At 63.2% G+C, this 23,748-nt stretch carries 20 protein-coding genes; 16 read left to right on the forward strand and 4 right to left on the reverse strand.

Features of this window, described 5'->3' with window-relative positions; translation table 11 throughout:
• The first annotated feature begins 29 nt into the window (after nt 1–29).
• The 7 genes from ACH6CX_RS04000 (at nt 30) to ACH6CX_RS04030 (ending at nt 7,568) form a co-directional block, all read left to right on the forward strand.
• On the forward strand, nt 30–632 hold the full coding sequence (locus tag ACH6CX_RS04000; protein WP_232941439.1) for a peroxiredoxin: 603 nt from the start codon (nt 30–32) through the stop codon (nt 630–632).
• A 234-nt stretch (nt 633–866) separates the two neighbouring features.
• Nucleotides 867–2,063 carry a serine hydrolase gene (locus ACH6CX_RS04005; RefSeq protein WP_232941440.1) on the forward strand — a complete coding sequence of 399 codons (1,197 nt, stop codon included), beginning with the start codon at nt 867–869 and terminating at the stop codon, nt 2,061–2,063.
• A gap of 114 nt (nt 2,064–2,177) precedes the next feature.
• A complete protein-coding gene (gene htpG / locus ACH6CX_RS04010) occupies nt 2,178–4,097 on the forward strand; it encodes a molecular chaperone HtpG (protein ID WP_232941441.1) in 1,920 nt (639 codons plus the stop codon).
• A 272-nt stretch (nt 4,098–4,369) separates the two neighbouring features.
• The gene (locus ACH6CX_RS04015; protein WP_232941442.1) at nt 4,370–5,404 is read left to right on the forward strand and encodes an NAD(P)H-dependent glycerol-3-phosphate dehydrogenase; all 1,035 of its coding nucleotides are present in this window, start codon (nt 4,370–4,372) and stop codon (nt 5,402–5,404) included.
• 13 nt (nt 5,405–5,417) lie between these two features.
• Nucleotides 5,418–6,059, forward strand: coding sequence for a DUF4389 domain-containing protein (locus ACH6CX_RS04020; protein ID WP_232941443.1), 642 nt, complete (start codon nt 5,418–5,420; stop codon nt 6,057–6,059).
• A gap of 57 nt (nt 6,060–6,116) precedes the next feature.
• Complete coding sequence (gene sixA / locus ACH6CX_RS04025) at nt 6,117–6,572, forward strand: phosphohistidine phosphatase SixA (protein ID WP_232941444.1); 456 nt, start codon at nt 6,117–6,119, stop codon at nt 6,570–6,572.
• Nucleotides 6,573–6,698: 126 nt separating this feature from the next.
• The gene (locus ACH6CX_RS04030; protein ID WP_232941445.1) at nt 6,699–7,568 is read left to right on the forward strand and encodes an alpha/beta fold hydrolase; all 870 of its coding nucleotides are present in this window, start codon (nt 6,699–6,701) and stop codon (nt 7,566–7,568) included.
• Between the two features lie 532 nt (nt 7,569–8,100).
• On the opposite strand, the gene ACH6CX_RS04035 is transcribed toward ACH6CX_RS04030, so the two are convergent.
• Nucleotides 8,101–8,445: a 5-carboxymethyl-2-hydroxymuconate Delta-isomerase gene (locus ACH6CX_RS04035; protein WP_232941446.1), complete on the reverse strand. Its 345-nt coding sequence runs from the start codon at nt 8,443–8,445 to the stop codon at nt 8,101–8,103.
• Between the two features lie 132 nt (nt 8,446–8,577).
• The gene (gene folE / locus ACH6CX_RS04040) at nt 8,578–9,117 is read right to left on the reverse strand and encodes a GTP cyclohydrolase I FolE (RefSeq protein WP_232941447.1); all 540 of its coding nucleotides are present in this window, start codon (nt 9,115–9,117) and stop codon (nt 8,578–8,580) included.
• 174 nt (nt 9,118–9,291) lie between these two features.
• Here folE and prmB point away from each other — a divergent pair, with 174 nt between their 5' ends.
• Together prmB and aroC are read left to right on the forward strand one after the other, a co-directional pair.
• Nucleotides 9,292–10,215 carry a 50S ribosomal protein L3 N(5)-glutamine methyltransferase gene (gene prmB / locus ACH6CX_RS04045; RefSeq protein WP_396674892.1) on the forward strand — a complete coding sequence of 308 codons (924 nt, stop codon included), beginning with the start codon at nt 9,292–9,294 and terminating at the stop codon, nt 10,213–10,215.
• Between the two features lie 136 nt (nt 10,216–10,351).
• A complete protein-coding gene (aroC, locus tag ACH6CX_RS04050; protein WP_232941449.1) occupies nt 10,352–11,449 on the forward strand; it encodes a chorismate synthase in 1,098 nt (365 codons plus the stop codon).
• Between the two features lie 78 nt (nt 11,450–11,527).
• Here aroC and ACH6CX_RS04055 read toward each other — a convergent pair whose 3' ends face one another.
• Both ACH6CX_RS04055 and ACH6CX_RS04060 read right to left on the reverse strand, forming a co-directional pair.
• The gene (locus ACH6CX_RS04055) at nt 11,528–12,265 is read right to left on the reverse strand and encodes a TIGR04219 family outer membrane beta-barrel protein (protein WP_232941450.1); all 738 of its coding nucleotides are present in this window, start codon (nt 12,263–12,265) and stop codon (nt 11,528–11,530) included.
• 111 nt (nt 12,266–12,376) lie between these two features.
• On the reverse strand, nt 12,377–13,264 hold the full coding sequence (locus ACH6CX_RS04060; protein WP_232941451.1) for a LysR family transcriptional regulator: 888 nt from the start codon (nt 13,262–13,264) through the stop codon (nt 12,377–12,379).
• Nucleotides 13,265–13,421: 157 nt separating this feature from the next.
• Here ACH6CX_RS04060 and leuC point away from each other — a divergent pair, with 157 nt between their 5' ends.
• From leuC to ACH6CX_RS04095, 7 genes are all read left to right on the forward strand, one after another.
• Entirely contained in the window at nt 13,422–14,861 is a 1,440-nt protein-coding gene (gene leuC / locus ACH6CX_RS04065) for a 3-isopropylmalate dehydratase large subunit (RefSeq protein WP_396674895.1), read from the forward strand.
• The gene (leuD, locus tag ACH6CX_RS04070) at nt 14,861–15,508 is read left to right on the forward strand and encodes a 3-isopropylmalate dehydratase small subunit (RefSeq protein WP_237063910.1); all 648 of its coding nucleotides are present in this window, start codon (nt 14,861–14,863) and stop codon (nt 15,506–15,508) included. The genes leuC and leuD overlap by 1 nt, the downstream gene beginning before the upstream one ends.
• Before the next feature lie 88 nt (nt 15,509–15,596).
• On the forward strand, nt 15,597–16,670 hold the full coding sequence (gene leuB / locus ACH6CX_RS04075; RefSeq protein ID WP_232941454.1) for a 3-isopropylmalate dehydrogenase: 1,074 nt from the start codon (nt 15,597–15,599) through the stop codon (nt 16,668–16,670).
• An 81-nt stretch (nt 16,671–16,751) separates the two neighbouring features.
• Complete coding sequence (gene asd, locus ACH6CX_RS04080; RefSeq protein ID WP_232941455.1) at nt 16,752–17,867, forward strand: aspartate-semialdehyde dehydrogenase; 1,116 nt, start codon at nt 16,752–16,754, stop codon at nt 17,865–17,867.
• A gap of 133 nt (nt 17,868–18,000) precedes the next feature.
• Entirely contained in the window at nt 18,001–19,290 is a 1,290-nt protein-coding gene (locus ACH6CX_RS04085) for a hypothetical protein (protein WP_396674898.1), read from the forward strand.
• A gap of 122 nt (nt 19,291–19,412) precedes the next feature.
• Complete coding sequence (locus ACH6CX_RS04090) at nt 19,413–20,420, forward strand: Asd/ArgC dimerization domain-containing protein (protein ID WP_232941457.1); 1,008 nt, start codon at nt 19,413–19,415, stop codon at nt 20,418–20,420.
• Nucleotides 20,421–20,615: 195 nt separating this feature from the next.
• The gene (locus tag ACH6CX_RS04095) at nt 20,616–23,735 is read left to right on the forward strand and encodes a FimV/HubP family polar landmark protein (protein WP_396674900.1); all 3,120 of its coding nucleotides are present in this window, start codon (nt 20,616–20,618) and stop codon (nt 23,733–23,735) included.
• Nucleotides 23,736–23,748 lie beyond the last annotated feature (13 nt).

The following is a 23,748-nucleotide window of genomic DNA, read 5'->3' on the forward strand; positions in this document are numbered from 1 at the left end:
CAATCCAACACTGGAATGAGGAGGCTCTTATGGCAGTTCTGGTAGGCAAACCTGCTCCGGACTTCACCGCTGCCGCGGTACTGGGTAACGGCGAGATCGTTGAAGACTTCAACCTGGCCGAGACCATCAAGGGCAAGAAGGCTGTGATCTTCTTCTACCCGCTGGACTTCACCTTCGTATGCCCGTCCGAGCTGATCGCTTTCGATCACCGTTTCGAGGAGTTCAAGAAGCGTGGCGTCGAGGTGATCGGTGTTTCCATCGACTCCCAGTTCTCCCACAACGCGTGGCGCAACACCTCCGTCAACGATGGCGGCATCGGCCCGGTCAAGTACTCCCTGGTTGCCGACGTGAAGCACGAGATCTGCCAGGCCTACGACGTAGAGTCCGAGGGCGGTGTAGCCTTCCGCGGCTCCTTCCTGATCGACGAGGAAGGTGTGGTACGTCACCAGGTAGTCAACGACCTGCCGCTGGGCCGTAACGTGGACGAAATGCTGCGTATGGTCGACGCCCTGGCGTTCCACCAGGAGCACGGCGAAGTCTGCCCGGCGGGCTGGCAGGAAGGCGACAAGGGCATGAACGCCTCTCCGGAAGGCGTTGCCGCTTACCTGAGCGAGAACGCTGAGAAGCTGTAAGCCTGATGCGTCCTGGCGCCCCGGGGCATCCCGGGGACGCTGCTGAAGGCCAGAAACCGCCCCCGGGCGGTTTTTTTGTGCCTGGGGCACACTTCAGCAGCGATGCGTCGCACGCGATTTGTGATTACAATGTCGCTGTTTTCGTGACAGGCAGCACAGCCGGAGAATTTTTCTGTTCGCTGCTAGTCTTACACTTAAACACTGTGACCTGCCGCGGCGGCCTGAAGTACGGCAATGAAATCCTTGATCCATACCACAATCTGTCTCTGCTGGCGTCGACCGGGTGCGGTCCGCTGGTGCCTGCTCCTGATGCTGGCCGGTCTCTGGCTGCCCGCCACGGCGGCGGATATCGATGCCAGTGCCCGGCAATTCGATCGCTATTTCCATAGCCTGATGAAAAAGAACGGGATCCCCGGTGCCGCCTACGTGATCGTCAGCGGCAACGAGGTGGTGGCCATGGATACCCATGGCGTGCGGGTCAAGGGCAAGCGGGCGAAGGTGGATAACAACACCGTGTTCCGCCTGGCCTCGGTCTCCAAGACCTTCGCCTCCAGCATGGCCGCGGTGCTGGAGCACGAGCAGAAATTCGACTGGGGCGACAAGGTGGTGCGCTATGTGCCGGAGCTGCGCTTCAAGACCCCGTCCCTGTCCAAGCAGTTGCAGGTGGAGCACCTGCTGAGCCACTCCTCGGGCCTGACCCCGAATGCCTATGACAACTACCTGGAAGATGACCAGCCGCTCAGCAAGATCCTGCCCAAGTTCGCCAATATCGACCCGCGCTGCACCCCGGGCAAGTGTTACGGCTACCAGAATGTCCTCTTCAGCCTGATCGAGGATGTGATCCAGAAGGCCACCGGGGTGTCCTACGAGCGCCAGCTGGACAACCGTTTCTTCTCCCCGCTGAAGATGGACAATGCCTCCCTGGGCTGGGAGCGCTTTATGGCGTCGGACAACCGCGCCGCGCCCCATGTGCAGACCGGCCGCGGCTGGCGCCCGGTAAAAGTCGAGAAGGAGTACTACTACGCCGGGCCGGCGGCGGGCGTGAACGCCAGCATCTCCGATATGGCCCAGTGGCTGAAGGCACAGATGGGCTACTACCCCAAGGTGCTGTCGCCGGAGGTGATCGCCGACATCACCACCGAGCGGGTGGAAACCCGCCGTCACATGCGCCACCGCATCTGGCGTGACTACCTGTCCCATGCCGGTTACGGCCTGGGCTGGCGCCTGTATACCATCGGCGACGACCGCATCATCTACCACGGTGGCTGGGTGGCCGGATTCCGCGCCGCCGTGGCCTATTCGGAGAAGCTCAAGATCGGCATTGTTATCCTGATGAACGCCGAGTCGCGCGTCATCTCCGACCTGACCGCCAATTTCGTGGTGGATATCACCGGTAACGGCAACCTGGCCACCGCCCTGGCCGGCGAGTAGCGACTTCCCGGTCTGCTATTCCCCTCTCTTCCCCGGCCCCGCGGCCCTTGAAACCGCGGGCCGCGGCCCAATATAGCCCCCTGTTCAGAATGAAGTGACAGGGGAGACCTATCCATGACCGTCGAGGCCCAGAAAGAGAGCCACGGTTTCCAGACGGAAGCCAAGCAGCTGCTGCACCTGATGATCCACTCGCTGTACTCCAACAAGGAGATTTTCCTGCGCGAGCTGGTATCCAATGCTTCCGACGCCGCCGACAAGTTGCGCTTTGAGGCGCTGGCGAAGCCGGAGCTGCTGGAAGAAGATCCCGACCTGCATATTCGCATCGAGTTCGACAAGGACGCCGGTACCCTCACCATTTCCGATAACGGCATCGGCATGAGCCGCGACGAGGTGATCGAGAACCTGGGTACCATCGCCCGTTCCGGCACGGCCAGCTTCCTGCAGAACCTCACCGGCGACCAGCAGAAGGACGCCCACCTGATCGGCCAGTTCGGGGTGGGTTTCTACTCCGCCTTTATCGTCGCCGACAAGGTGGAGGTGTTCACCCGTCGCGCCGGCGCCGATACCGCCCAGGGCGTGCACTGGGAGTGCCACGGCGAGGCCGAGTACACCGTCGAGAACGTGGAGTGGCCGCAGCGCGGAACCCGCGTGGTGCTGCACCTGAAAGATGACGCCAGCGAATTTGCCGATGGCTGGCGCCTGCGCTCCATCATCAAGAAATACTCCGACCACATCGCCATCCCGGTGGAGATGCTGAAGGAGGAAGCGCCTGCGGCCGGGGACGAGGAAGAGAAACCGGAAGACAAGGCGCCGGAGTTCGAGGCTGTCAACGCCGCCCAGGCCCTGTGGACCCGTCCGCGCAGCGATATCAAGGCCGAGGAGTACCGCGAGTTTTACAAGCATATCGCGCATGACTTCGACGACCCCCTGACCTGGAGCCACAACCGTGTCGAGGGCACGCTGGATTACACCAGCCTGCTGTATATCCCCGGTCGCGCACCGTTCGACCTGTACCAGCGCGATGCCTCCCGCGGCCTGAAACTCTATGTGCAGCGCACCTTTATCATGGATGACGCCGAGCAGTTCCTGCCGCTGTACCTGCGTTTCGTCAAGGGCGTGCTGGATTCCAACGACCTGCCGCTGAACGTGTCCCGCGAGATCCTGCAGAAGGACCGCAACACCGATGCCATCAAGAGCGCACTGACCAAGCGCGTGCTGGACATGCTGTCCAAGCTGGCGAAGAAGGACGCGGATGAATACCAGAAATTCTGGAACCTGTTCGGCAATGTACTGAAAGAGGGTCCGGCGGAAGACTTCGTCAACAAGGAGAAAATCGCCAAGCTGCTGCGTTTCTCCACCACTCACACCGACGAGCCGAAGCAGGACCAGTCCCTGGAGGATTACACCGGCCGCATGCAGGATGGCCAGAAGTACATCTACTACGTGGCCGCCGACAACTTTGCCACTGCCAAGTCCAGCCCCTACCTGGAAGTATTCCGCAAGAAGGGCATCGAGGTGCTGCTGCTCACCGACCAGGTGGATGAGTGGTTTGTGGGCCATATGACCGAGTTCGATGGCAAGCCGTTCCAGGACGTGGCCAAGGGCGCACTGGACCTGGGCGAGGCGGAGACCGACGAGGACAAGGCCGAGCGTGAGAAGGTGGAGAAAGACGCCGGTGCGCTGGTGGAGCGGGTCAAGGAAGTGCTGGAAAACCGCGTTGAGGACGTGCGCGCAACCACCCGCCTGGTGGATTCACCGGCGTGCCTGGTGGTGAGCGAGCAGGACCTGGGGCCGCAGATGCGCCGCATCCTCGAGCAGGCCGGCCAGTCCCTGCCGGAAGCCAAGCCGATCTTCGAGCTGAACCCCTCACATCCGCTGGTGCAGCGGCTGGACCAGGAACAGGATGAGGACCGCTTCGCCGACCTCACCAATATCCTGCTGGACCAGGCCAACCTGGCAGCGGGCAACCAGCTGACGGACCCGGCCGATTATGTGCGCCGCCTGAACGCGCTGCTGCTGGAGCTGAACACTTAAGGCAGCCGCTTCGCCGCTTGCGACCGCCGGTCCCGACTGAAAGGGCCGGCGGTTTTTATTTTCCCGCACCCGCGCCGGCCTGGCGCCGCGCTCCATGTACCCCCGCCCTGTTTGATTTTTGCTCGATTTGCCCGCCAGGTCACACCGCCTGCGCGGAAACTGACCGATAATCACTTTTTTTTCCCGCCCGCGTTGGGCTGGGCCAGCTCGACCTCTATAATCCGCTCGACGACAACAACTACCATTCCCTTACTCAATTCCATCGGACAGGTATGACACAGACGGAAACTTCTAAGCCCTTTTCCATTGCCGTACTGGGCGGCGGCAGTTTCGGTACCGCGATTGCCAATATTGTCGCCGGCAACGGCCACGATACCCGCCAGTGGATGCGCGACCCAGAGCGTGCGGAGAGCTGCCGCAACCTGCGGGAGAACCGTTATTACCTGCCCGGTGTCACCCTGCACCCGGAGCTGAAAGTCACCAGCGACCTGGAGGAAGCACTGGCCGGTTGCCAGATTGTATTCGTGGCGATTCCCAGCAAGTCTTTCCGTGAGGTGGTGCAGCGCGTTGCCCCCATGCTGGACACCGGCACCATGCTGATTTCCACTACCAAGGGTATCGAGCATGACAGCTTCCACCTGATGAGCGATATCCTGCGCGAGGAAACCACGGATATGCGTGTGGGGGTGCTGAGCGGCCCGAATTTTGCGAAAGAGATTGTCGCGGATCACTACACCGCCACCGTGATCGCGAGTGAGGACGAGGAACTTTGCAGCACCATCCAGAAAGTGCTGCATTCCGAGACGTTCCGGGTCTACTCCAGCAACGACGTGTTCGGCGTGGAGCTGGCGGGGGCACTGAAGAATATTTATGCCATCGTCACCGGCATGGCAGTGGCGCTGGATCGCGGGCAGAACACCATCAGCCTGCTGATCACCCGCGCGCTGGCGGAAATGATGCGCTTTGCCGAGGCGATGGGAGCCGATCCCATGACCTTTATCGGGCTGGCCGGGGTAGGGGACCTGATCCTCACCTGTTCCTCGGACCTGAGCCGCAACTACCGGGTGGGTTACCTGGTGGGACGGGGCCGGGCCCTGGAGGAGGCTGTCGCAGAAATCGGTCAGGTCGCCGAGGGCGTGAACACGGTTCGGCTGATTAAGCACAAAGCGGATGAATTGGGCGTCTACATGCCCTTGGTTTCCGCTATTCACGCCATATTATTTGAAGAGCGCCCGATCCCGGAGGTAATACGCGATTTGATGTCGGGCGCGCAAACGTTCGATGTAGCCTATTCGGCTAAACCCTAGGGGCAAAGACAATATGGATAATGAAGAACTGAAAAAAAACATCACCTCCGGCAACCACTGGATGCGCCTGTTGTACATGGTGCTGTTCGTAGTGCTGCTGGAAATCGCCGGCTTCGTCATGCTGGCGGTGGTGATACTGCAGTTCCTGTTCTCGATTCTTTCCGGCGGCCCCAATGACAACCTGCGCCGCCTGGGGGACCAGATCGCGTCTTTCGTGTACCAGACCCTGCAATTCCTGGTGTACAACACCGAAGAGAAACCTTTCCCGTTTGCCGAGTGGCCCGAGTCCGACATCGAGGACCTGTCCGGCTATGAAAGTGCCGAGGAAGTAAACGGCGAAGTGGTCTCCGAAGACGATGAAGAGCCCCAGGGGCAGAGCGTGTACGATCCCATCTCCCTGGGTGCCGGGAAGGACGAGGGCGAAGACAAACCCGCCGCATCCACCAGCAAGGGGGCGGCCAAAAAGAGCGCCTCCGGCGGCACCGGCAAGGGCAGCTCCAGCAAAAGCAGTTCGTCGAAGTCCAGCTCTTCGAAGTCCAGCTCGACCAAGTCCAGTGGATCCGGCAGTTCCACCAAAAGCAGCGACAAGGCCGGCGCCGACAAGGGCAAGGAGCCGGAGAAGGAGACCGGGAAGGACGACGACAGCGACAAGTAGTCCGTAGCCATCCGGCGGGGCTCAGCCCCCGCCAGTGGCGAAACAGGGAGGTTCAGCGTGCAGCTACTGATATTGCGCCACGGCGAGGCCGAGCCGATGGTGGGCGAGGACAGTGAGCGCCAGCTTACCGATCGCGGCCGGGCACAGGTGGCCTGGATCTGCGACCGACGCGCCGAAGAGCTGGCGCAGGTGCGCGCCATCTGGGCCAGCCCGTTTGTGCGTACCCAGCAGACCGCGCAGATTGTCGCCGGCCGTCTGCGGCAGCCTGTGGACACCCAGCCCCTGCTGGTGGGCGATACCGATCCGCGGGAGGTGCTGGAAGCCCTGGGCCGCGCGGCACTCTTCCCGCTGCTGCTGGTGAGCCACCAGCCGCTGGTGGGCTCCCTGGTCAACGGCCTCTGCGGCAGTCCCGGGGCACATCCCATGGGCACCTCCAGCCTGGCCTGCCTGGAAGCCGAGGTCTGGGCCAACGGCTGCGCCGACCTGTCCTGGCTGCAGCACCCGCAGGTCTAGCCGGGACGCCGCACCATTCGTCCTGTCCCCGCGTCCACTCTCGACACCCATGCTGGCCCCGGAGGTCATTGCCGGTCCCGGTCGGGCCCGGCACTATCTGGTGCTGGTTTCTAACGATGTTGCCCCATGACTGAATCCCCGCGCGAAATCACCCTGGAATTCGATCACAAGACTATTGCCGCCCGACGCTGGGGCGATCCCGATGGCGTGCCGGTGCTGGCCCTGCATGGCTGGCTCGACAACTGTGCAAGCTTTGACCGGCTGGCGCCGCTGCTGGGCGGGATCGACCTGGTGGCGATCGATATGGCCGGCCACGGGCAGAGCTACCATCGCTCCCGGGATGCCAATTACAACATCTGGGAGGAAGTGGAAGACGTGATCGGGGTCAGTGAGGCACTCGGCTGGCGCCGGTTCTCCCTGCTCGGCCATTCGCGCGGGGCGGTATCTTCCATGCTCACCGCCGGCACTTTCCCCAACCGCGTGGAGCGGCTGGCCCTTGTGGATGGGCTGGTGCCGCCGCCGGCCAGGGCGGAGGAGGCACCGGAGAATCTTGCCCGTGCCATCGCCCAGCGCGCCCGTTATGGCGCCGTGCGACCGCGGCAGTTCACCAGCCTGGCCGAGGCCACCGAGGCGCGCCGCAACGGTATGTTCAAGTTGAGCCGGGAAGCTGCCCGCGCCATCGTCGAGCGTGGCACGCGCGCCAGTGCTGACGGTTTCACCTGGAGCAGTGACCCGCGCCTCAAGGCCACTTCCACCGGCAAGCTCACCAGCGACCAGGTGCGCGCTTTCCTGGAGAGTATCCAGCAAGCGGAGATTCCCGTGCGGCTGGTGCTGGCAATGGATGGTATCGAGGGGATGCCCGAGAGGATGCGGCCACTGCTACAGCAGTTTCCCAATATTGCCGTGCGCGAGATGCACGGCGGCCACCACCTGCATATGGAAGAGGGCGCGGAAGAAATCGCCGAGTGGTTCGGCCCCTTCCTGCGCGGCGAATGATCCCGCGCCTGTTCTGCCCCTGCGGTCCGTCCGGTTTTGCGATTCGGTAGGTTTGCTGAGGCTGCAGCGAGATAGTCCGTAGGGGCGAACCTTGTGTTCGCCCTCTCAAGCAAGGGGATTCCTTCCTGCCGTCCCGGGCGCACACAAGGTGCGCCCCTACGGTCCCGGCCGTTCGTCCGGCGTCACCATTTTTGTCATCCCGGATGCCGGCAAGGGGGATAGGGGATGATGTTTACACCGTGGGTGTCGTGGCGCCCGGGCGCATTCAGGGGCCGCCCTTAAATTTTTTCCTGTCGTCATTGCCACGAACTGTGTAGGGGCGCACTTTGTGTGCGCCCAGGGCTCGTCAGGATGCTTTTGCGTTGTCCGATCCGGTTTCGGGTTCTCGAGGTGGCCGGGGTTGGGCGAGGGGATGGGGGGCCACCCGGGCGCATACAAGGTGCGCCCCTACGGGCCTGGTTCGGGCAGGTACCCGTAGGAGCGGCCCCTGGCCGCGAGACCACAGGGTTGGATGGCTAGCAGGCGTCCCGGCTCAGAACGGCAGGCGCTTGGAATAGCAGCCCTGGTCCATCTCCCGCACCTCCACCGTGACCGCCGGCACACCGTCGGCGAACTGGCACAGGGCGTTGAAGACCGCGGAGCTGAGCTCTTCCCGCTCGCGCTCGCTGCGCCCATCCAGCAGGCGCACTTCCGCGTGGATAAAGCTGCCTCCCTTCTCCCCGGCGATAAAGTGCCGGTAGGGCAGCGCCCGGGTCTTGATGGTGTGGGGGGCGAACAGGCCGGAGCGGTTCATGGCCTCCTGCGCGGTGCTGACCAGTGCCGGGATGGAAATATGGTCTTCCAGCTTCTCAGCGTACTCGATCACCAGGTGGGGCATGGTTTCTCTCCGTGAATACTGGGGCCGCGCGATATCTCTGTGCGGCCCCCGTGGCACTCTTTACAGGTTCACTGCGCAGCGGTGAGCGCGACAGCTCCATCGCCGCGCTTCCCTGCGCCGCGTTAACGCATTTTAGCGAATCAGGGACAGGAATTCGGTCCGGGTGGCCTGCTGGCTGCGGAAGGAACCCAGCATGGCGGAGGTCTTCATTACCGAATTCTGTTTCTCCACGCCGCGCATCATCATGCACATATGCTTGGCCTCGATGATCACGCCGACGCCGGCCGCGCCGGTGACATCCTGGATGGTCTCGGCGATCTCCACGGTGAGCTGTTCCTGGATCTGCAGGCGCCGGGCGAACATATCGACGATGCGCGCCACCTTGGACAGGCCCAGCACCTTGCCGTTGGGGATATAGGCCACGTGTGCCTTGCCGATAAACGGCAGCAGGTGGTGCTCGCACAGGGAGTAGAGCTCGATATCCTTGACCAGTACCATCTCACTGCAGTCGGAGGGGAAGATGGCCTCGTTGACGATATCGTCCAGCGATTGCTGGTAGCCCTGGGTCAGGTATTGCATCGCCTTGGCGGCGCGCTTGGGGGTGTCCTTCAGGCCCGGGCGTTGCGGATCTTCGCCGATTGCCTCAATAATTCGCGCGTAGTGTTCGTTCATCTGGTCCAGTTCCAATATCTCAGCCCGAGGGGCGGGTGCGCTACCCTAAGCTTTTGTCATGTTTGAGTAAAGAACCGCCGGGCGGCCAGGGATGTTTTACTCTGCGCCAGGGCCAGTGGATCATTGCCGGGGCGTAATTCCGCCCCGGCCCAGTCAGTAAAAAGGATAGAGTGAATGATCGAGAAGCGTGAGGCCTCCCTGCACGAGCTGCAGACCCTGCTGGACTTTGTGCGTTGGGGCGCCAGCCGATTCGGGGAAGCCGGTCTCTGGTTCGGCCACGGCACCGACAATGCCTGGGACGAGGCCCTGCTGCTGGTGATGCATACGCTGCACCTGCCCATGGACAGCAAGCCCGAGGTGCTGCAGGCGCGGTTGGCCATGGAGGAGCGCCGTGAGGTGATGGCGATTCTCGAGCGGCGCGTGCAGGAGCGCCTGCCGGCCCCCTACCTGACCCATGAAGCGCATTTCTGCGGTATGACCTTCTATGTGGACAGCCGCGTACTGGTGCCGCGCTCGCCCATCGGCGAGCTGATCCGCAGTGGCTTCGAGCCCTGGCTGCAGGTCGAGCCGCTGGCGATCCTCGACCTGTGCTGCGGCAGTGGCTGTATTGGTATTGCCTGCGCCGATGCCTTCCCGGAGGCGCGGGTCGACCTCAGCGATATCTCTTCCGGCGCGGTGGAAGTGGCGCAGGTCAATATCAACCGCCACCAGCTGAACGAGCGCGTGCGCGCCGTGCAGTCTGACCTGTTCGACGGGCTGGAGGGCTGCAGTTATGAGCTGATCGTGTGCAACCCGCCGTATGTGGATGCTCGCGACCTGGCGGAGATGCCGGCGGAATACCGCGCTGAACCGGAGATTGCCCTGGGCTCCGGCGACGACGGGCTGGATTTCACCCGTCGCCTGTTGCTGGAGGCGGCCGACCACCTGCAGCCGGACGGGTTGCTGGTGTGCGAGGTGGGCAACAGCTGGGAGGCGCTGGAGCGGACCTTCCCCGGGGTGCCGTTTATGTGGCCGGAGTTCGCCGATGGCGGCCATGGCGTGTTCGTCATCAGCCGCGAGGACCTGCTGGCCTACCGCCCTCAGTTCGAGGCCAGCTGAGCCGCAGGGGATTGCGCGCCGGCACAAGTCGGCGCAATCCTCTATAATGCCCCGCCTTTGCCCGATAAATGCACGTGGAATGCCCGGGCACCGAACAAATCACTGAAGACTGAGCGGAAGTCACGGAAGCGAATCTATGTCCGGCAATACCTTTGGCAAGCTGTTTTGTGTCACCTCCTTTGGCGAGAGCCACGGCCCGGCGCTGGGCTGTATCGTCGACGGCTGCCCGCCGGGGCTGGAGATCAGTGCCGAGGAGATCCAGCTGGAGCTGGACCGCCGCAAGCCGGGCACTTCCCGCTATACCACCCAGCGCCGCGAGGCGGATGCGGTGAAGATCCTGTCCGGCGTGTTCGAGGGCAAGACCACCGGCACGCCCATCGGCCTGCTGATCGAGAATACCGACCAGCGTTCCAAGGACTACTCCAATATCTCCGAACAGGTGCGTCCCGCCCACGCGGATTACACCTACTGGCAGAAATACGGCATCCGCGACTATCGTGGTGGCGGGCGTTCCTCTGCCCGGGAAACCGCCATGCGGGTGGCCGCCGGTGCCATCGCCAAGAAATGGCTGCGCCAGCAGTACGGTATCGAGGTGCGGGGCTACCTGTCCCAGCTGGGCCCGATCCGGGTGGAGAAGCTGGACTGGGAACAGGTGGGACAGAATCCCTTCTTCTGCCCGGACGCCGACAAGGTGCCGGAAATGGAGGAGTACATGCAGGCGCTGATCAAGGAGGGCAATTCCATCGGTGCGCGCATCTCGGTGCACGCCAGCGGCGTGCCCGCCGGGCTGGGGGAGCCGATCTTTGATCGCCTGGACGCGGACCTGGCCCATGCCCTGATGAGCATCAATGCGGTCAAGGGGGTGGAGATCGGGGCCGGCTTCGACAGCGTGGAGCAGAAGGGCACCGAACACCGCGACGAGATCACCCCGGAGGGTTTCCTGTCCAACAACGCCGGCGGCGTGCTGGGTGGCATAACCAGCGGCCAGGACCTGGTGGCCCATATCGCCCTCAAGCCTACCTCCAGCCTGCGGATTCCGGGCAAGAGTATCGATACGCACGGCAACCCGATCGAGGTGGTGACCAAGGGCCGCCACGATCCCTGCGTGGGTATCCGCGCGACACCGATCGCCGAGGCCATGACGGCACTGGTGCTGATCGACCACGTACTGCGCCAGCGGGCCCAGAACGGGGATGTGAACCCCGGCGTGGTAACGGTGGGCAGCCAGGCGTAACCGGGCCCGAGAGCACAGACCATCGAGCACAAAAAAGGCGGCCAACTGGCCGCCTTTTTTCGTTTGCCCGCTGCCCGGTTACAGGTGCAGGTTCAGGCCGATATAGGGCCCGCTGATATCCAGGTTGCTCTCCAGTTCGTCCAGCTCCTGCAGGTCCAGGGTCATGCTGCGGTAACCGCCTTCGACGGCAAAGTCCAGGGCCGGCGCGAAATCCCAGCGCACCTTGGCAGTGATGTCCGTGTGGGAGTCACCGTTGTAGCCAGTGGCATTGCCCTGGGCAATCACGGACCAGCCGCTGAACGGCAGGTCGAAGCGGGCCATGCCGTAGGCCATCGGCAGTACGCCGGACAGCTCGATGTTCTCGGACTGGAAGGCGCTGTCCAGCTGCAGCTCGCCGCTGTACTGGCGAGCAGTGAAGCCGATGTCCAGGTTCACCCAGTTGTCGAGGATTTCATAGTAAAGGGTGGCGTCGGTATGGGTCAGGTCGAGATTGGAGGAAACCTCGGTACCGGCGATGAAGGTTTCATCGCCAAACTCGACGAAGTCGCTCAACCGGGTTACGCCATCGGTCTCGATGCCGCTGTGGGACAGCATGATGTTGGGCACCAGGGGAATCGGGTGCTCCAGCGCCGCCTGCAGGAAGGTGACATTGTCCTCGGCCGGGCTGAATTCCTCGATATCGAAGTTGTCCTGGCCAACGTCGCCGCTGTAGGACGGCATCCACACGCCGGCAGTGGCGTCAAAGCCGAGGATGGTGTCGGCGCTGGCGGCGCCACTGGCTAGGGCCATGCAGATGGCCAGGCTGGTTTTTTTCATTGCTGCCTCCTTATTGGAATTGGCGCGCAGTTTACTATTTTTTTCCCCTTGCAAACGTGTCAAGGGCACATTTCTGGGCCAATCTGTGACCTTGCTCAATTTTTGCGCCGGTTATTCCTGCTTGTTCGTCGCGGCGGCCTGCAGCAACAGTTGCTGTAGCGCGCTGGCGGCATTGCTAAGGGTGCGTGCGCGATGGCTGATAACGCCCAGGTTGCGGAGGATATTCAGTTTGTCGACGGGTAACACCGCCAGGCTGTCGTCCACCAGGGTCTGCGGCAGCACGCTCCAGCCCAGGCCGACACCGGCCATCATCTTGATGGTCTCGAGGAAATTGGTGGCCAGCTTGGCGGTCAGTTTCAGGCCCTGGGCGTCGAACTCGCGCTTGATCAGGCGGCCAGTGTAGGTGTTCAGGTCCGGCAGGATGGCCGGGTAGCGGGCCAGGTCGGCCAGGTCCAGGGAGGGCAGTTGCGCCAGTGGATGCTCGGGCGCCGCCACCACCACGCAGGGGTCGGGCCAGATGACACGGGCTTCCAGGTTCGGGTATTCCTTCAGTGCCAGGGTGACCACCGCCAGCTCGTACTCGCCCGCCATCAGTGCCTCGTAGGCCTGCTCGGAATCGACAAAGTCGATATCCAGCGCCACGTCCGGGTAGCGGGTACTGAATGCCTTCAGAACCGGTGGCAGGTGGTGCAGCCCCACGTGGTGGCTGGTGGCGATACGCAGGCTGCCGGCCACCTCGCCGCCCAGGGCCCGGAGTTCGCGTTCGGCGTCACTGACCTCGTTGAGGATATGCCGTGCCCGCGGCAACAGCGCGCGGCCGGCATCGGTCAGCTGCAGTCGCCGCCCGATGCGGTCGAACAGCGGGGTGCCCAGTTGCTGCTCCAGGGCCGCCAGGCGCTTGGAAACGGCGGGTTGGGTCAGGTGCAGCTCTGCGGCGGCCTCGGACACCGAGCCCTGCTCGGCGATGCTCAGGAAGGCTTTCAGCCACTGGATTTCCAAATTGCTTGCTCCACTCGTTGTGAATATCGATATCCCGGGCCGCAATGGCGTTCCCCAGAATCATTCCATATGCGACTTGTTCTTATAATAAATATAAATTGATGTTATGTAACGCCCCGCCTAGACTGCGCCAATCACAAGAAGAGGAGAGACGGCCATGGCCGGGCAGACGCTTTACGACAAACTCTGGCAGGACCACCTGGTCAAGAGCCGCGAAGACGGCACCGCACTGATCTATATCGACCGCCACCTGATCCACGAGGTGACGTCCCCGCAGGCATTTGAAGGCCTGCGGCTCGCCGGTCGCGGTCTCTGGCGCAAGGACTCCCTGGTGGCGACACCGGACCACAATGTGCCCTCCCACGCGGGTGAGCGCGCCGGGGGTGTTGCCGGTATTCGCGATGAAGTGTCGCGCATCCAGGTGCAGACCCTGGACGAGAACTGCAACGACTTCGAGGTGGTCCAGTTCGGCATCAACGAGCCGGGGCAGGGCATCGTCCATGTGATCGGGCCCGAGACCGGTGCCACCCTGCCGGGCATGACCGTGGTCTGCGGTGACTCCCATACCTCCACCCACGGTGCCCTGGGCGCGCTGGCCCATGGCATCGGCACCTCCGAGGTGGAGCATGTGATGGCCACCCAGTGCCTGATCCAGAAGAAAATGAAGAACATGCTGGTGCGCGTGGACGGCGAGCTGGGCCCGGGTGTCACTGCGAAAGACGTGGTGCTGGCCATTATCGGCAAGATCGGCACTGCCGGCGGCACCGGCTATGCCATCGAGTTCGGTGGCTCGGCGATCCGGGGCCTGTCGATGGAAGGCCGCATGACCATCTGCAACATGGCCATCGAGGCCGGTGCCCGCGCCGGCATGGTGGCGGTGGACCAGGTCACCCTGGACTATGTAAAGGACAAGCCCTACGCACCGAAAGGCGAGCAGTGGGATCGGGCGGTGGAAAACTGGAGCCGCCTGCATTCCGATGACGATGCCGTTTTCGATGCCGTGGTGGAGCTGGCGGCGGAAGAGATCGAGCCGCAGGTAAGCTGGGGTACCTCGCCGGAAATGGTGGCTTCGGTGAATGCGCGGGTCCCGGACCCGGCTGTCGAGGCGGACCAGACTCGCCGCGCGGGTATCGAGCGTGCGCTGGAATACATGGGCCTCAGTGCCGGCCAGGCGATTGGCGATATCCAGCTCGACCGCGTGTTTATCGGCTCCTGCACCAACTCCCGTATCGAGGACCTGCGGGCGGCGGCGGCGGTGGCGAAGGGCCGTCGCAAAGCCGACAGCGTCAAGCAGGTACTGATTGTCCCGGGATCCCAGGCGGTCAAGGCGCAGGCAGAGAAAGAGGGGCTGCACGAAGTGTTTACCGCAGCAGGTTTTGAATGGCGCGAGCCCTCCTGTTCCATGTGCCTGGCGATGAATGCCGACAAGCTGGGCGCGGGTGAGCACTGCGCCTCCACCTCCAACCGCAATTTCGAGGGGCGCCAGGGTTACGGTGGCCGCACTCACCTGGTGAGCCCGGCCATGGCCGCGGCGGCGGCGATTGCCGGCCACTTTGTCGATGTGCGTGAGTTTGTAGCTGCAGGGGAGACTGCCTGATGAAAGCCTTTACCCAACACCAGGGCCTGGTCGCCCCCATGGACCGCGCCAACGTGGACACTGACCTGATCATTCCCAAGCAGTTTCTCAAGTCGATCAAGCGCACCGGCTTCGGCCCCAACCTGTTTGACGAACTGCGTTACCTGGACGAGGGCGCGCCGGGACAGGACTGCTCGAAGCGGCCGCTGAACCCGGAATTCCCGCTCAACTTCGAGCGCTACCAGGGCGCCTCGGTGCTGCTGGCGCGCAAGAATTTCGGCTGTGGTTCCAGCCGCGAACACGCCCCCTGGGCACTGGATGATTACGGTTTCCGCGCGGTGATTGCGCCGAGCTTTGCCGATATCTTTTTCAACAACTGCTTCAAGAACGGCCTGTTGCCGATCGTGCTGGATGAAGCGGTGGTGGAGCAGCTGTTCGAGGAAATGTACGCGCAGGAAGGCTACGCGCTGACCATCGACCTGGAAAAGCAGCAGGTGGTAAAGCCCGACGGCAGCGCCATCCCGTTCGAGGTGGATGAGTTTCGCAAGCACTGCCTGCTGAACGGCCTCGACGATATCGGCCTGACGCTGGAAGATGCGGATGCAATCCGCGCCTACGAGGAGAAGCGCCGCGAGCAGGCGCCGTGGCTGTTTGACGCAGTGAAGTAAAATCTTAAACCGCCGGGCCGGCCGCGGTCGGAATGGCGAGGGAAAAGGGATGCCGCCGATGGTATCCCACACAAGAAAAGGCAGATTCGTGAGCAAGAACATCATGATCCTCCCGGGCGACGGTATCGGCCCGGAAATCACCGAACAGGCGGTGGCGGTGCTGGAAGCCGCAGACAAGAAATTCGGCCTGGGCCTGAACTTCAAGCAGGGCAAGATCGGCGGTGCCGCCATCGATGAATCCGGTGAGCCGCTCACCGACGCCACCCTGGACGAGGCCGGCGCGTGCGACGCTGTGCTGCTGGGTGCAGTGGGTGGACCCAAGTGGGATACCCTGGACCGCGAGATCCGCCCGGAAAAAGGCCTGCTGAAGATCCGCAGCCGCCTGGGCCTGTACGCCAACCTGCGCCCGGCCATCCTGTACCCGCAGCTGGCCGAGGCCTCGTCGCTGAAGCCGGAAGTGGTGTCCGGGCTGGATATCCTGATCGTGCGCGAACTGACCGGGGGTATCTATTTCGGTGAGCCGCGGGGTATTCGCCTGCTCGCGAACGGCGAGCAGCAGGGCTATAACACCTACGTCTACAGCGAGTCGGAAATCGAGCGCATCGGCCGCACCGCCTTCGAGGCGGCTCAGAAGCGCGGCGGCAAGCTCTGTTCAGTGGACAAGGCCAATGTGCTGGAAGTGACCGTGCTTTGGCGCGAGGTGATGGACCGGCTGGCGCCGGAGTACCCGGACGTGGAACTGACCCATATGTATGTCGACAATGCGGCCATGCAGCTGGTGCGTGCGCCCAAGCAGTTCGACGTGATGGTGACCGGCAATATGTTCGGTGACATCCTCTCGGATGCGGCGGCCATGCTTACCGGCTCCATCGGCATGCTGCCGTCGGCGTCCCTGAACGAGACCGGCTTCGGTCTCTACGAACCCTGCCACGGCTCGGCACCGGATATTGCCGGCCAGGGCATTGCCAACCCGCTGGCGACTATCCTGTCAGCGGCAATGATGCTGCGTTACTCGCTCGGAATGGGCGAGGCCGCAGACGCGATCGAACAGGCCGTGAGCAAGGTACTCGACGACGGACTGCGCACCGCTGATATCTACACTGAGGGAAGCAGGAAGGTATCCACCGCGGAAATGGGCGCAGCAGTGGTGGCCGCTTTCTAATTTCAATAACAAGGTCAATCCATCTTTACAGGAGCCTGGTCGCAGGCGAACCGGACACACAGGAATTACAGGATTATTGAAATGAAAAAAGTAGGTTTTATTGGCTGGCGCGGTATGGTCGGCTCCGTCCTTATGGGCCGTATGCTGGAAGAGAACGATTTCACCCATATCGCCGAGCCGGTATTTTTCTCCACCTCCAATGCCGGCGGCAAGGCGCCAAACATCGGTCGCGAAGTGGCCCCTCTGGGTGACGCCTTTGATATCGACGCGCTGGCGGAGCTGGATGCGATCGTCAGCTGCCAGGGCGGTGACTACACCAAGAAGGTCTACCCGCAGCTGCGTGACAAGGGCTGGGACGGTTACTGGATCGACGCCGCCTCCAGCCTGCGCATGGACGACGACGCCCTGATCGTACTGGACCCGGTGAACCGCGGCGTTATCGACCGCGGTATCGACGCAGGTGTAAAGAATTATATCGGCGGCAACTGCACTGTCAGCCTGATGCTGATGGGCCTCGGCGGCCTGTTCAGGGAAGGCCTGGTGGAGTGGGTTTCCGCCCAGACCTACCAGGCTGCCAGTGGCTCCGGCGCGAAGCACATGCGCGAGCTGATCTCCCAGATGGGGGCCATCCGCGACGGCGTTGCCAGCGAGCTGGCGGACCCGGCCAGCGCCATCCTGGAAATTGACCGCAAGGTGGCCGAGAGCATGCGTTCCAGCGCATTCCCCACCGCCGAGTTCGGCGCGCCGCTGGCGGGCAGCCTGCTGCCGTGGATCGATACGCAGATGGAGAGCGGCCAGAGCCGCGAGGAGTGGAAAGCCCAGGTCGAGGCCAACAAGATCCTCGGTACCGACAGCCCCGTGCCGGTGGACGGTACCTGCGTGCGTATCGGTTCCATGCGCTGCCACAGCCAGGCCTTCACCGTGAAGCTGAAGAAAGATGTTCCCATGGGCGACATCGAGCAGCTGATCGGCGGCGCCAATGACTGGGTCAATGTGGTACCCAATGAGCGCGAGGCTACCCTGGAGCAGCTGACCCCGACCGCGGTGACCGGCAAGCTGGATATCCCGGTGGGCCGCCTGCGCAAGCTGAGTATGGGTCCCGAGTACCTGAACGCCTTTACCGTGGGTGACCAGCTGCTGTGGGGCGCCGCCGAGCCGCTGCGCCGCGTGCTGCTGATCCTGTTGGGTAAGCTGTAAACAACCACTGCGCCACCCGCCCGGGTGGCCAGTGATCCCGAAGGGTCGCCGTGGCATTTGACTGCCGCTGCGGCCCTTCGTAGTTTTAGGGGGAGCGCGCTGGCAATGGCGCTTGCTACCAGGAGAATCCCCAATGAAACGCGTTGCCAGGCTTGTCGCTTACTCCCTCGCAGTCATCTGTGCGATTTATGGCGCATTGATCGTCGTCAATTTACGCGATGTGCCGCCGGGGCCAGAGGCTGAGCGACTGCGTGCGCTGTTGGATGAGCGGCCGGAGATCGCCGATGCAGACAATGCGTTTGTGTTTGCCAGTGGTTTCGAGATAGCCCGCGGTTACTCACCGGTAGAATGGGGGCGCAAGCGGCTCAACTGGATTGCCGCCGCGGGCGAAAGAGGTGCCGCGGGTCCGGACCACCCACCCGGGGAGTATTATTCCCGGTCCCGTGATCGCGCTGCGGCCCACGCCGAGATTGCCCAGAGCCATATGGCGGCGATGACATCGCCGGATAGCGAGCTCGCCAGCTGGATAGACTCGGAGCGCTGGCTCCTGGAGCGCTACCGGTTGCTGGTGGCATTACCTGCATGGCGGGGGGTGGTGCCCGAGAATGCATCGATCCCGTTCGTGCCGTTCCTGTCGATCATGGACGGACAGAAAATGCTGATGTCGGAGGCCCGCTTGGCTGCCGGCCGGGGCGATGCCGCGCGGGTACGGGCCATGCTGCAGCAGGACCTTCGTTTCTGGCGTTTGCTGTTGGGCGAATCGGACCTGCTGATTACCAAGATGATCGCCGCCGCTGCGATCCGCCGGCATTTTGAGTCCGGGAACGTGGTGCTGGCACGCCTGGCCCGGGCCGGTGGGGCTGGCGGTGAGGGGGTTCCCGAAAGCTGGCGTGACCCGTTCGGCGACAGTGAACTTTCCATGTCGCGGGTGATGGCTGGCGAGTGGCGGTATGGATCAAACTTGATCACATTGATGCTCAGTGAGCGGGACCTGGCGGATCCCCTGAAGTTACTTGCCCGCCCACTGTTCCAGGTGCAGGACTCGATGAATCGCCATGCGCGGAAGGTGGTGGCCTGGATCGATTACCTGGATGTCCCCCTGTCCCAGTTACCGGGGCGGGTGGCGGCAGGGCCGCTGGAATTGGCAGGGGACGATGGCCTCCGGGCCTATAACCTGACGGGCTGGCTGCTCGAGCATGACTGGGGCTACCCCAACTACACCGATTACCGGGTTCGCGTCGCGGACCTGGAGGGTGCGCGGCGTGCGGTACTCCGGGCGACCTACCTGCGTGATGGCAATGCTGTCCGGGTACCGGGGCTGCGTGACCCCTACACCGGTGCCGCATTGACCGAGGCCGGGGGAGCGGTGGAGTTCGTTGGCCTGGCAGGGGGAGACCGGGGCCGGTTCCGCTTTCCTATCTGAGTCATCCTGTATCCGCGGGCCGCCAGGGATTGCATCGCCGGACCTGCTTCACTGGTCACAGAAAAGCCAATCGGTATAATCGCGGCCTCTCTCAGTGCAATCCATTTCTGGAAGTAAATCCAATGTCCGAGCAAGCCGCAGAAACCGACCGCGAACTGGTAATCGTCGGGGTGGATAACGCCGCCTTCTCTCCACTGCTGGAAATCCTCGAGGAACGCAAGACGGTGCTGCCCGAGCAGCTGCGCCTGCTCGACGAGGAGGACAGCGAGGTGGATCCGCAGGTTTTCGCCAACCGCAACATCACCGTACAGTCGCTGGAGCAGTTTGCCTTCGGCCCGCAGCAGGTGGTGCTGCTGCTCAAGGGCGGTGCCGCCGGGCAGGCGGCGCTGGCTGCGGCAGAAGACGCCGGGGCCTGGGTGCTGGATGCCTCCGACAATACCCGCGGCGACGAGAGTGTGGCGGTGGTGCACCCGCTGCTCAATGCCAATGCCATTGCCGGCGCGGAACGCCATGTACTGGCGCTGCCGGCCGCCGGCGCGGCCATGGTGGCCGAGGCACTGCTGCCACTGCGGGATCGTGTACAGGCGGTGGAAGTACAGCTCAACCAGCCGGTGTCCGCGCTGGGCAAGGCGGCGGTCGATTCCATGGCGGCGCAGACCGCTCGCATGTTCAACGCGCAGGATGTGGAGATTGATCCGGAAGTCGGCCAGCGGCTGGCGTTCAACCAGCTGAGTTCCAGCGATGCCCTGCTGGAAAGTGGCCACAGCCTGCGGGAGCTGGCGCTGGTACACGACCTGCGGCGCCTGCTGGGTGAGGATATTGCGGTGGATGCCTGTATCAATACCGCATCGGTTTTCCACGGGCAGCTGGCCAACCTGCGGGTGGTGCTGAAGGAAGAGGCGGACCTGGACCAGCTGCGTGCGCTGCTGCGCAACGGCACCGGCCTGAAACTGGAGGAGCGGCCCTCGGCACAGGATTCCGTCGGCGGTGATATCACCCTGGTGGGACGGCTGCGGCAGAGCCTGCTCAGCCGGCGGCAGATTAATTTTTGTGCAGCATCCGACAATTTGCGCAAAGACCTGGCAATCAATTGTGTACAGATTGTCCAGTTGTTGCTAAAAAACCACTGATATTTAATACTTAGCCGTTATAGTGAAGGTGTATTCTCAACATTGCTTTGCTTGGGGGTGGCGATTTAATCGCCAGCGGTGAGAGGCAGTCGAAGCGGCAGCCGCTTCATTGGATATTTACTGTACAGTAAACCGGCGTCGAGCGGAATTTACCCGCTGGCGGGCCGGTGATTCTAACAATAAAGGGAATCGGATATGCGTGTGCGAAAGCTGGCGCTTGCTGTGGGTATGGTCAGCGCACTGAGTGGCAACGCGGCTCTGGCGCTCGGCCTGGGTGAAATCAAACTGAATTCGACGCTCAATGAGCCTCTCGAAGCGCAGATTGCACTACTGCAGACTCGCGGTCTCGCCGATGGCGAGATCAAGGTACGCCTGGCCAACCCCGATGATTTCGAGCGGGCCGGCGTCGACCGCACTTACCTGCTTACCGATCTCAAGTTCGAAGTCGATCACTCCGGTGGCCAACCGGTAATCCGGGTTTCCAGTAACCGCCCGATTCGCGAACCCTTCCTGAACTTCCTGGTGGAAACCCGCTGGCCCAGCGGCAGGCTGCTGCGGGAGTACACACTGCTGATGGACCTGCCGGCTTTCTCCAGCAGCGCCGCACAACAACCCGTGCGCGCCGCCGAGCGCGAGCGCCAGCAGGTGCGTCGCCAGCCCGCAGCCCCGCAACCCGCGCCCGCACCACAGCAGCGTCCCCGGGTTGAGGAGCAGGCCCCGCGGCCGACCCGCGAGGCCCCAGCGGAGCCCCGTCCCGAGCCTGAGCCCCAGTCCCAGCCCCAGCAGCCTGCGGCCGAGGAGCCGATGGAGCTCGAGCGGCAGTCGAGCGGTGCTGAGACCGGCGGCAGCCAGGTTTACGGCCCGGTGGCCGCCAACCAGACCCTGTGGGAAATCGCCCGTGATTCCCGCACCCATGGCGATGTCTCGGTGCAGCAGACCATGCTGGCAATCCAGCGCCTCAATCCAGAAGCGTTTATCGATGGCAATATCAACCTGCTGAAAAAAGGCGCGGTCCTGCGGTTGCCGGAAGTGGCTGAAGTGCGCGCGGTCTCCCGCGGTGACGCAGTGTCGCAGGTGGCATCGCAGAACGATGCCTGGCGCCAGCGTATCGGTGCTGCCGAAGAGGCCACCGGCGCACCGCTGGACGCGCGTGCGGCGAGCGATGATGCCGGTAGCAGCGACACCGTCGAGGGTCGCGTGAGCCTGGCCGCGCCGGGTGACAACGAGTCTGTGCAGTCCGGTTCCGGCAGCGGCGCCGAAGACAGTGCGGCACTGCAGGGTGAACTCGCGGTCAGCGAGGAAGAGCTGGACAAGTCCCAGCTCGAAAATGAAGAACTGAAAGAGCGCATCTCCGAGCTCGACGAGCAGATCGACACCATGGAACGCCTGGTGGAGGTCTCCAACGAGGAGATGGCTGCGGTGCAGGCCGCCGCCGGGGAGTCCGCTGGGGACGCTACTGCGGCGACGGAGCCTGATGGTGTAGAGGCTACCGGTGAGGAGCTGGCAGCCGGGGAAACCACAGGTGACGTTGCCGCCAGCGAGGCCGGGGAAACCGAAGCCGAGCCGGAGGAGGCCGCGCAACCGGAGGATGCCCGCAATCGCGTGGTCAGCGTGCAGACCAAGCCGGAGCCGACCCTGGTTGAGCGCCTGATGGAAAACATCCAGCTGATCGGTATCGGTGCCGGCGTTCTCCTGCTGGGTATCGTCGGTTTCGTCAGCTGGCGTCGCCGCAAGGAAGAAGAGGAGGCCATGCGCCAGGTGGAGGCGGAGATGGCGGCCGAGCGCTCCCTCGCCGACGCACCGGAAATCGACGAGAAAGATGAAAGCCTGGCCGCGGTGGAGTCCTTCGAGACCCAGGATAACTTCGACATGGACCAGTTCGACGATGTCGATACCGGTGATCCCGTGTCCGAGGCCGAGATCCACCTGTCACTGGGCCAGTACGGCGATGCCGAGGGCAAGCTGGTGGCGGGCCTGCAGCAGGACCCGAACAATGTCGATGCCCGCCTGATGCTGCTGGAGGTCTACGCGCACCAGCAGGATATCGGCAAATTTGACGATCACTACCGCCAGCTGTTGAGCGTCAGCGATGGCCCCGCCGCCGACCGTGCCGCGCGCCTGCGTGAGAGCATCGACGGCGCCGGCCCCTTCGAGGGGCCCGAGGATGGCTTTACCAGTGAGTCCCTGGAAGCGATGCAGCTCGACGATATGAGCTCCTCATTCGACGGCGACTTCAACAGTGATTTTGGCAGCGCCGAAAGCTCCGGCGGCCAGGAGTCTGGCGGCAGCGACCTGCTGGACGACCTGACCATGGATCTGGGCGATGACAGTGATTTCGCCAGCGGGCCCGATGCCGGCGGCGACGAGGACTTCTCCCTCGACCTGGACCTGGGCGACGACTTCAGCAGTGACAAGGCTGGCAGTGATGCAGGTGAGAGCGACGATAGCTTTGATTTCGACGACCTGATGTCGGCGGACCTGGGTTCCGGCGATGCCGGGCAGGATGCAGCGGCTGAACAGGAATCCCTGGATTCCCTGTCGCTCGACCTGGACGATGATTTCAGCAGTGCCGATACCACTGCCGGCAGCGATGAATTTGGCAGCGCCGAAATCGCCGGGCAGGACGCGGGCCAGGAAGACGGTGGCCTGGATTTCGACCTCGACCTGTCCCCGATGGAGGAGAGCGAGGAAGCCGGTTCAGGTGACCTGGAGTTTGGCTCCACCTCCTCTGGCGCACCTGCGGCAGGCGATACTGCGGGTGACGATTTCGGAACCCTGGAGTTCGAGAGCCCCTCCACCGACACTGCAAGTGCGGACACAGGTGCTGACCTGTCCACCGAATCCGCTGCTGCCGACGACCTGTCCCTGGACGACCTGGAGGGTTTCGGTGACGACATGGGTTCCGGCCTGGACCTGGACTCCATCGACCTGGACGAGTTCGATGGCGAGCTCTCCGCCGGCGCCGACAACGCGGCGAGTGCGGGCAGTGAAGCTGCAAGCACTGGGGAAGCCTCTACACTCGCATTGGAGCCGGAAGTCGAGACCGCCGGCAGTGGTGCAGCTGCGTCCGCGGCGGGTGCTGAAAGCGGCAGTGCCGGATTCGGCGACCTGAATTTCGACCTGGAAGGCGACCTGGACTCGGAACTCAACCTGCTGGAAGGCAGTGACGAGCTGAGCACCAAGCTGGAGCTGGCCCAGGCGTATGTCGACATGGGCGACAAGGATGGTGCCAGGGATATCCTCGCAGAGGTGGCCGAGGAGGGCGGTGACGAGTACAAGTCGCGGGCCCGCGAGATGCTGGAGCGCCTCTCTTAAGCCGCTGCCAGCG

The sequence above is a fragment of the Microbulbifer sp. JSM ZJ756 genome (genome assembly GCF_044383805.1).
GTDB classification, from domain to species: Bacteria; Pseudomonadota; Gammaproteobacteria; order Pseudomonadales; family Cellvibrionaceae; genus Microbulbifer; species Microbulbifer zhoushanensis.

Coding starts and splice junctions, on each gene's coding strand:
- ACH6CX_RS04000 (WP_232941439.1), top strand. CDS start 30: ATGGCAGTTCTGGTAGGCAAACCTGCTCCGGACTTCACCGCTGCCGCG.
- ACH6CX_RS04005 (WP_232941440.1), top strand. CDS start 867: ATGAAATCCTTGATCCATACCACAATCTGTCTCTGCTGGCGTCGACCG.
- htpG (WP_232941441.1), top strand. CDS start 2,178: ATGACCGTCGAGGCCCAGAAAGAGAGCCACGGTTTCCAGACGGAAGCC.
- ACH6CX_RS04015 (WP_232941442.1), top strand. CDS start 4,370: ATGACACAGACGGAAACTTCTAAGCCCTTTTCCATTGCCGTACTGGGC.
- ACH6CX_RS04020 (WP_232941443.1), top strand. CDS start 5,418: ATGGATAATGAAGAACTGAAAAAAAACATCACCTCCGGCAACCACTGG.
- ACH6CX_RS04030 (WP_232941445.1), top strand. CDS start 6,699: ATGACTGAATCCCCGCGCGAAATCACCCTGGAATTCGATCACAAGACT.
- ACH6CX_RS04035 (WP_232941446.1), bottom strand. CDS start 8,445: ATGCCCCACCTGGTGATCGAGTACGCTGAGAAGCTGGAAGACCATATT.
- folE (WP_232941447.1), bottom strand. CDS start 9,117: ATGAACGAACACTACGCGCGAATTATTGAGGCAATCGGCGAAGATCCG.
- prmB (WP_396674892.1), top strand. CDS start 9,292: ATGATCGAGAAGCGTGAGGCCTCCCTGCACGAGCTGCAGACCCTGCTG.
- aroC (WP_232941449.1), top strand. CDS start 10,352: ATGTCCGGCAATACCTTTGGCAAGCTGTTTTGTGTCACCTCCTTTGGC.
- ACH6CX_RS04055 (WP_232941450.1), bottom strand. CDS start 12,265: ATGAAAAAAACCAGCCTGGCCATCTGCATGGCCCTAGCCAGTGGCGCC.
- leuC (WP_396674895.1), top strand. CDS start 13,422: ATGGCCGGGCAGACGCTTTACGACAAACTCTGGCAGGACCACCTGGTC.
- leuD (WP_237063910.1), top strand. CDS start 14,861: ATGAAAGCCTTTACCCAACACCAGGGCCTGGTCGCCCCCATGGACCGC.
- asd (WP_232941455.1), top strand. CDS start 16,752: ATGAAAAAAGTAGGTTTTATTGGCTGGCGCGGTATGGTCGGCTCCGTC.
- ACH6CX_RS04085 (WP_396674898.1), top strand. CDS start 18,001: ATGAAACGCGTTGCCAGGCTTGTCGCTTACTCCCTCGCAGTCATCTGT.
- ACH6CX_RS04090 (WP_232941457.1), top strand. CDS start 19,413: ATGTCCGAGCAAGCCGCAGAAACCGACCGCGAACTGGTAATCGTCGGG.
- ACH6CX_RS04095 (WP_396674900.1), top strand. CDS start 20,616: ATGCGTGTGCGAAAGCTGGCGCTTGCTGTGGGTATGGTCAGCGCACTG.